We start from the raw sequence: 5,904 nt of genomic DNA, 5'->3' as shown, positions 1-5,904 counted from the left end.
TTATGTTAATGTCAACTTGATTTAATTAATATTTATGTTCTATTTTATTTTGTTATTTTATTATAATTTGAGATATAATATAAATATTATATATTTATGGAGGGTTGTATGACTTTATCAAAATTTAGCGACTACGCTTTTAGAATATTAATCCTTTTAGGGAATAATCCAGATGAGACGTTTACTGTTGATTCTATTTCTGAAACTTTAGGATTATCTAATCATCATATAAAGAAGATTGTTTATAAATTAGCTACTGAAGGATATATTGATTCTAGTAAAGGTAGAAATGGTGGTTTGCGTTTAGGTATGAAGCCTTGTGACATAAATTTAGGAAAATTACTTAAGATTACTGAAGATAATTTAAACATTGTTGAATGCTTTTCAAAAGATAGTAACACTTGTAATATAAGTTCTTCTTGTAAACTTAAAGGTATTATCGGTGTTGCCCTAAATTCATTTATGAATGTTTTTGCTCAGTATACTTTAGCTGATGTACTTGATAAGTAGCAGCTAATACTACTCCCCCCTAGGGAACGTTTCGTTCCCTAGGGGGTTTGATTATGATATTATATATTTTTTCTCTTCTTCACTAACATTTCCTATATAAACATTGTTTAATTTTTCCTTTAATATATCATAAGCTTTTTTCATAACTTCTAAGCTCGTAGCTTCTGAAGTTTGCTTATACCTAGGAAAATATCTACTTATATGCAGAGGTATATTAGGATTTAAGTTACTTAAAAAATCTCTTATATCTACTAAGCTTTTTTCATCAGTATTTTCATCAGTTACTAATAAAGTTGTTACTTCTATATGACATCCAGTTTTATAGGCTATTTCAATTGTTTGTAGTACTGGATTTAAACTTCCTTTACATAGTGATTTATAATAATCATCATTTCCCTTTAAATCTATATTCATTGCATCTATATAGGGTAATAATTTTTCTAATGGCTCTTTGCTTACATATCCATTAGTTACTAGTGCAACTTTCTTTTGTTTAGATTTTTCTTTTAATAATTTAGCAGTTTCTAATACATATTCGTACCATATAAATGGTTCATTATAAGTAAATGCAATACCTATATTATTAGGTATACTTAATATAGTTTCAACAAGTTCTTCACTACTTACATTTTTATAAGGTACTTCCTGTTGAGATATACTATAATTTTGACAAAATGAACACTTAAAATTACACCCAAAAGTCCCTACTGAAAGTATATTGGTTCCTGGGTAAAAATGATAAAGTGGCTTTTTTTCTATTGGATCTATTGCAAGAGACGTAATAGCTTTATAATTACTATTTATCAAAATTGTATCTTCATTTTCATCTCTTATGGCCTTTCTTGCTATACAAATTCCACTTTTTCCACAAGGTATTTTACAATTATGTGGGCATAATTTGCACCATACATTGTTTTTATCTATTTTTTCATAATAAGAAGCTTCTTTAATCATCTAAATTATTCTCCTTATGTCTTTCAACTTTAAATCTCTCTATTAAATATTCTTCGTCTTGAGTAATTCCTGCTTTTTGTAGTGCTATTTGTACTTGGGCTTCTACAGTCTCTATTCCTTCTAAATTTGGAAGTAATAACCCTCTTTTATTTATAGTACTTACTATTACTCCATACTCATATACATTTAAATTGTTTATTGTACATGGTTCTGGTTCAAACAGTACATCTACGGATATATCTAAATCTCCTAGTTCTTCTTTTTTCACTTTAGAAAATCTAGGGTCTGATGTTGCTGCACTAACTGCATTCCTTATTATCTCCTGTGCTACATTATCAGTTACTGCTCCAATTGTACCAATACATCCTTTTAACTCACCTTCTTTTTTTAGAGAAACAAAAACTCCTCTTCTTTCATTTAACATTTCATGTGGTAAGTCTTTAGGTTCATTTAAATAATGACCTTTGTCATAGTAATAGTAAAGACTTTTTCTTGCTAATTGAGTATATTCATCACCACTACTTAACTTTTCTGTAGCCATATTTTTTTGTTTTTCTGTTAAAATTTCTGATAGTTTAGTTTCACTTTTGTTTGTATTGAATTTTACAACTCCATATCCTACTCCAAAAGTGTTCTCATAGCTTAGTACTTGCCCTTTAACATCTAATCCATCCATAGCACCTGCTAGTATATATGCAGATCTTAATCCACATTCACCAGCTTCTTTAGCGAGCTTTTGATTCATATTTAATAGTTTTTCCATATCTCCACACTCTAATATTTCTAAGAATGTCTTATCAAACTCTGCTCCATAAGGGCTATATGGATAAGGTCCATCATCTTTTAGTCTATGTGATAAATCTCCCGATGCTATTAAAACTGCTTTTTCATTTAATTTTTTTACACTTTCACTTATTGCCATTCCAAAATTATAAAGTTCTAATTTTGATAACATTCCATAAGTTATATGAACTAGTTTATAACTTTTTTGTTTTGATACATAGTATAGTGGCACTAACGCTCCATGATCTAGTTCTAAATTAGCTCCATAATTTGTGCATGTGTATTGATCTAAAGGTGCTATTGTTATTCCCTTATTTGTTGCATTCTCTATTATTTCACTAGTTAATTTATTATTTATATCAAATTCCAAGCAAACTTGATTTACTCCAAATTTAGATAAATCACCTTTTAAACTATCACTAACAACTACTCCGATTCCATCTCTAAATACAATTCCATGAGGTGATATTATTATTATAGTGTCTACGTCCATAGCGCTTATTTCTTCACTTATTTGTTTACAGGAATTAATTGTTTTTTGAATATTTTTTTCTTGCCCTTTACCTACTTCTTCTATCATTATAGGAGGATGTGGCATTAAATAAAATTTTTCCATTTATAATCACCTTTTTATTTTTATTATGTATTACACTGTCTTATTATTTACTTATAGCATTATGATATACTTTTATTTATATATTATATTTTTATCTTTTAATAACAAAAGAGGTATAGTCTAGCCATACCTCTTTTATCATTAAATTACTATTTCTTTTTTACTGTATCTTTAACAGCTTTTCCTACTGCTTTTCCTGTATTTACAGTTTCTTTTCCTACATTATATCCAGTTTTAACAGCTTCTTTTCCTACATTTATAGTTCCTTCAATAGCTTCCTTAGCCACAGAGCCTACACCATTTACAACTTCTTTTCCTATTTTTTCTACTGGTTCAGTTACTTTTTTCACTGTTTTTTCTACTGGCTCAGTTACTTTTTTCACTGCTTTTTCTGCCTTTTTTGACATCTATATAAAATCTCCTTTATTATATTTGTTTTTATTTCTACCCTTTGATTTATTTTATGTGTTATAACTTATATTGTTACAATAAGTAATTTAAGTTAAAGTATTTAAATTATTTTACAATACTTGATTATATAAGGTTTGTAATTTTATATATACAAACAAAAAAGTTATAAAAAGAGGTTTACTTCAACTAAACCTAATTTCTATAACTTTATTATTAAAATTTAATCTTATTTAATTTTAAATTCATAAGTTTGTGTACTGCGAATTTATAACTTCTTTATATTATAAGTGTGCATTAATTTTTGATATTAATTTTTCTTTTGGCATAAATCCAACCATTGTTTCTACCGGTTTTCCATCTTTAAATATCATAACTGTAGGAACTGTACTAACACTATATTTTCTTGCTAATTCCATATTTTTGTCTATATCTACTTTAACGAAATTAGCTTTTGATCCCACTTCATCACTTGCTTCTTGAAATACTGGAGCTAACATTTTACAAGGACCACACCATGTTGCGAAAAAGTCTACTACACCTATACCACTTCCAGTTTCTATGTTTGTATTAAATTCTTCTGCGTTTACTACTTCCATCATATTTTCCATTTTAATTGTTGCTATTCAATATAAATTTGAATAGGCTCTCCCTTCTGTTGATTATATTTTAATATTTATTATTAGTTTTATTATTAGTTTTTTTATATAATATTATTTAACACAATTTTATTATCTGCATTTTGATTTATTTTATTTCTTTTAATCTTTAATTTACATCTCTATAAAATATTTATATGATTATTTTATAATATTTTCTTTACAAAAACTTTAATTTATATTATAATGAATTTAGTGGGAACTTGTGCATCGCGCATAAGTATTACGCTAGCCCAAATAAAAGCACCTATCTTTGATAGGTGCTTTTCCGTTTTTATTTTATTATTAGTTTCAAAATTTCTTGTGGTATAACAAATTCTACTAACCCCATATAACCTGGTGCAACTTCATATTTATCAAAGCATATAACTAATTCATTGTTTTCATTTATATAAAATCCTTGATCTTCTTTTATAGCTTTAAAATCCATTTCAGGTATATCACTGTCTACCCAATAATACTTATCAGGATCCGTTTTCATTTGCTCTTTCATTTGAGATTTTATATTTTCACTTATTATGCTTATATAATCTTTATCCTTATACATGCTCTTAAGTGTTATAGCTGTTTCATTCTTTTTATTTATATTATAGAATTTTCTAGTTGTGTTAGTTGAGCCTTGTGCTTGATAATTAAATATAACTAATGATAATATATCATCATTATCTGTTTTAACTTCATACCATGATTCTCCAACTTTACGACCTTGTATATTACCTTTTTGTAATTCTTTTACTTCATTTACATAGTCATTGTATAAAGACTTGCCTTCTTTTTGTAATTCTTCATTTAATTCATTTTCTAATTTTTTATTTTTTAATCCTTCTACTTTAGGAACTTTTATAGAAACATCAAAACCATTTTTATTGAAATTATAATTAGAAAAATTAACTACTTTTACTATATTCCCTATCACAGGTATATCTTCTAATGTATCTGCAAATACAGGACTTATATTAACTGAACCTATAAATACAACTAATGATGCAGCTACTATTCCTAAGGTTTTGATTATATTTTTTTTATTCGCACTTTTTTTGTTATTTATAGCTTGGTTAACTATATCATCTATTTTATCTGGTATTTCAATGTTCATATAATTTTCTTTTAGTTTTTGTAATTTTTCGTTATCTTTCATAATATCCTCCTTTATTCTTCTATATTAATTTTTAATAATTTTAAAGCTTTATAAAGTCTCGTCTTTACTGTATTTATATTTTCATCTAATACATTTGCTATATCCGCTATCTTCATATCTTCAAAATACCTCAGCATAATTACAGCTTTATAATCATTTGATAAACTATCTAATGCATTTTGTATATCTATATCAGTATTTATATCATATTCTACAAAATTAGATACTGATAATTCATCTTGGATTGGTATATATTTTTTATTTTTTCTTATATAGTCTATAGATGTATTAATCAATATTCTATAAAACCAAGGCTTTATAGAATCCACGTTATCTAGTTTGTCAATTTTAGATAACCCTTTTAATATAGATTCTTGAACTATATCAAGTGCATCATCTTCATTTTTTACATAGTTATATGCGATTCTATAAAATGAATTTTTATTTTTAACTACGTAGTCTTTAAATGTTTTTTCTTTTATTTTTTTGCTCGAGCTTAGTAATTTCATATATATTGAAGGCCTCCTTTTTATTACATATATATAGACGTTCTATGGTCAATAAAAAGTTTTTATATTTTGTAAATATATTTGTATATTTTTTCTTTTTAAATTTTTAGCATCCCTAATTTAATAACCAATAATGTTTTTTACGCACAAAAAAACACCTAACTTTAATTAGATGTTTTTATAAATTGGTGCCCAGAAATGGAATCGAACCATCGACACAGGGATTTTCAGTCCCTTGCTCTACCGACTGAGCTATCTGGGCATTTGGCGGAGAGGGTGGGATTCGAACCCACGGTGCCGTTAAGCATCACTGGTTTTCAAGACCAG

The 5,904-nt window shown here is 26.8% G+C and carries 7 protein-coding genes and 1 tRNA gene; 1 reads left to right on the top strand and 7 read right to left on the bottom strand.

The annotated features are described in order from the left end of the window. The first annotated feature begins 96 nt into the window (after window positions 1–96). Window positions 97–510, top strand: a complete 414-nt coding sequence (locus VLM92_RS14510; protein ID WP_325277037.1) for an Rrf2 family transcriptional regulator — start codon at window positions 97–99, stop codon at window positions 508–510. 51 nt (window positions 511–561) lie between these two features. On the opposite strand, the gene amrS is transcribed toward VLM92_RS14510, so the two are convergent. The 7 genes from amrS to VLM92_RS14475 all read right to left on the bottom strand — a co-directional run bounded on the left by amrS (window position 562) and on the right by VLM92_RS14475 (window position 5,839). Then, entirely contained in the window at window positions 562–1,464 is a 903-nt protein-coding gene (gene amrS, locus VLM92_RS14505) for an AmmeMemoRadiSam system radical SAM enzyme (protein ID WP_325277036.1), read from the bottom strand. Continuing rightward, on the bottom strand, window positions 1,457–2,863 hold the full coding sequence (amrA, locus tag VLM92_RS14500; protein WP_325277035.1) for an AmmeMemoRadiSam system protein A: 1,407 nt from the start codon (window positions 2,861–2,863) through the stop codon (window positions 1,457–1,459). The genes amrS and amrA overlap by 8 nt, the downstream gene beginning before the upstream one ends. Before the next feature lie 149 nt (window positions 2,864–3,012). Continuing rightward, window positions 3,013–3,270 carry a hypothetical protein gene (locus tag VLM92_RS14495; protein ID WP_325277034.1) on the bottom strand — a complete coding sequence of 86 codons (258 nt, stop codon included), beginning with the start codon at window positions 3,268–3,270 and terminating at the stop codon, window positions 3,013–3,015. Window positions 3,271–3,555: 285 nt separating this feature from the next. After that, window positions 3,556–3,873 (bottom strand): thioredoxin, encoded by a 318-nt coding sequence (gene trxA / locus VLM92_RS14490; protein WP_325277038.1) that lies wholly within the window; start codon window positions 3,871–3,873, stop codon window positions 3,556–3,558. 331 nt (window positions 3,874–4,204) lie between these two features. Further along, window positions 4,205–5,068: an anti-sigma-V factor rsiV gene (locus tag VLM92_RS14485; protein WP_325277033.1), complete on the bottom strand. Its 864-nt coding sequence runs from the start codon at window positions 5,066–5,068 to the stop codon at window positions 4,205–4,207. Window positions 5,069–5,079: 11 nt separating this feature from the next. Next, on the bottom strand, window positions 5,080–5,577 hold the full coding sequence (locus VLM92_RS14480) for an RNA polymerase sigma factor (RefSeq protein WP_325277032.1): 498 nt from the start codon (window positions 5,575–5,577) through the stop codon (window positions 5,080–5,082). Between the two features lie 186 nt (window positions 5,578–5,763). Further along, window positions 5,764–5,839 (bottom strand) — tRNA-Phe (locus VLM92_RS14475). Between the last annotated feature and the right edge of the window lie 65 nt (window positions 5,840–5,904).

It is taken from the genome of Romboutsia sp. (genome assembly GCF_035470145.1).
Classification (GTDB): domain Bacteria; phylum Bacillota; class Clostridia; order Peptostreptococcales; family Peptostreptococcaceae; genus Romboutsia_D.
Note: the sequence above shows the minus strand (reverse complement) of the source record. Positions and strands in the feature narration are given on the sequence as shown.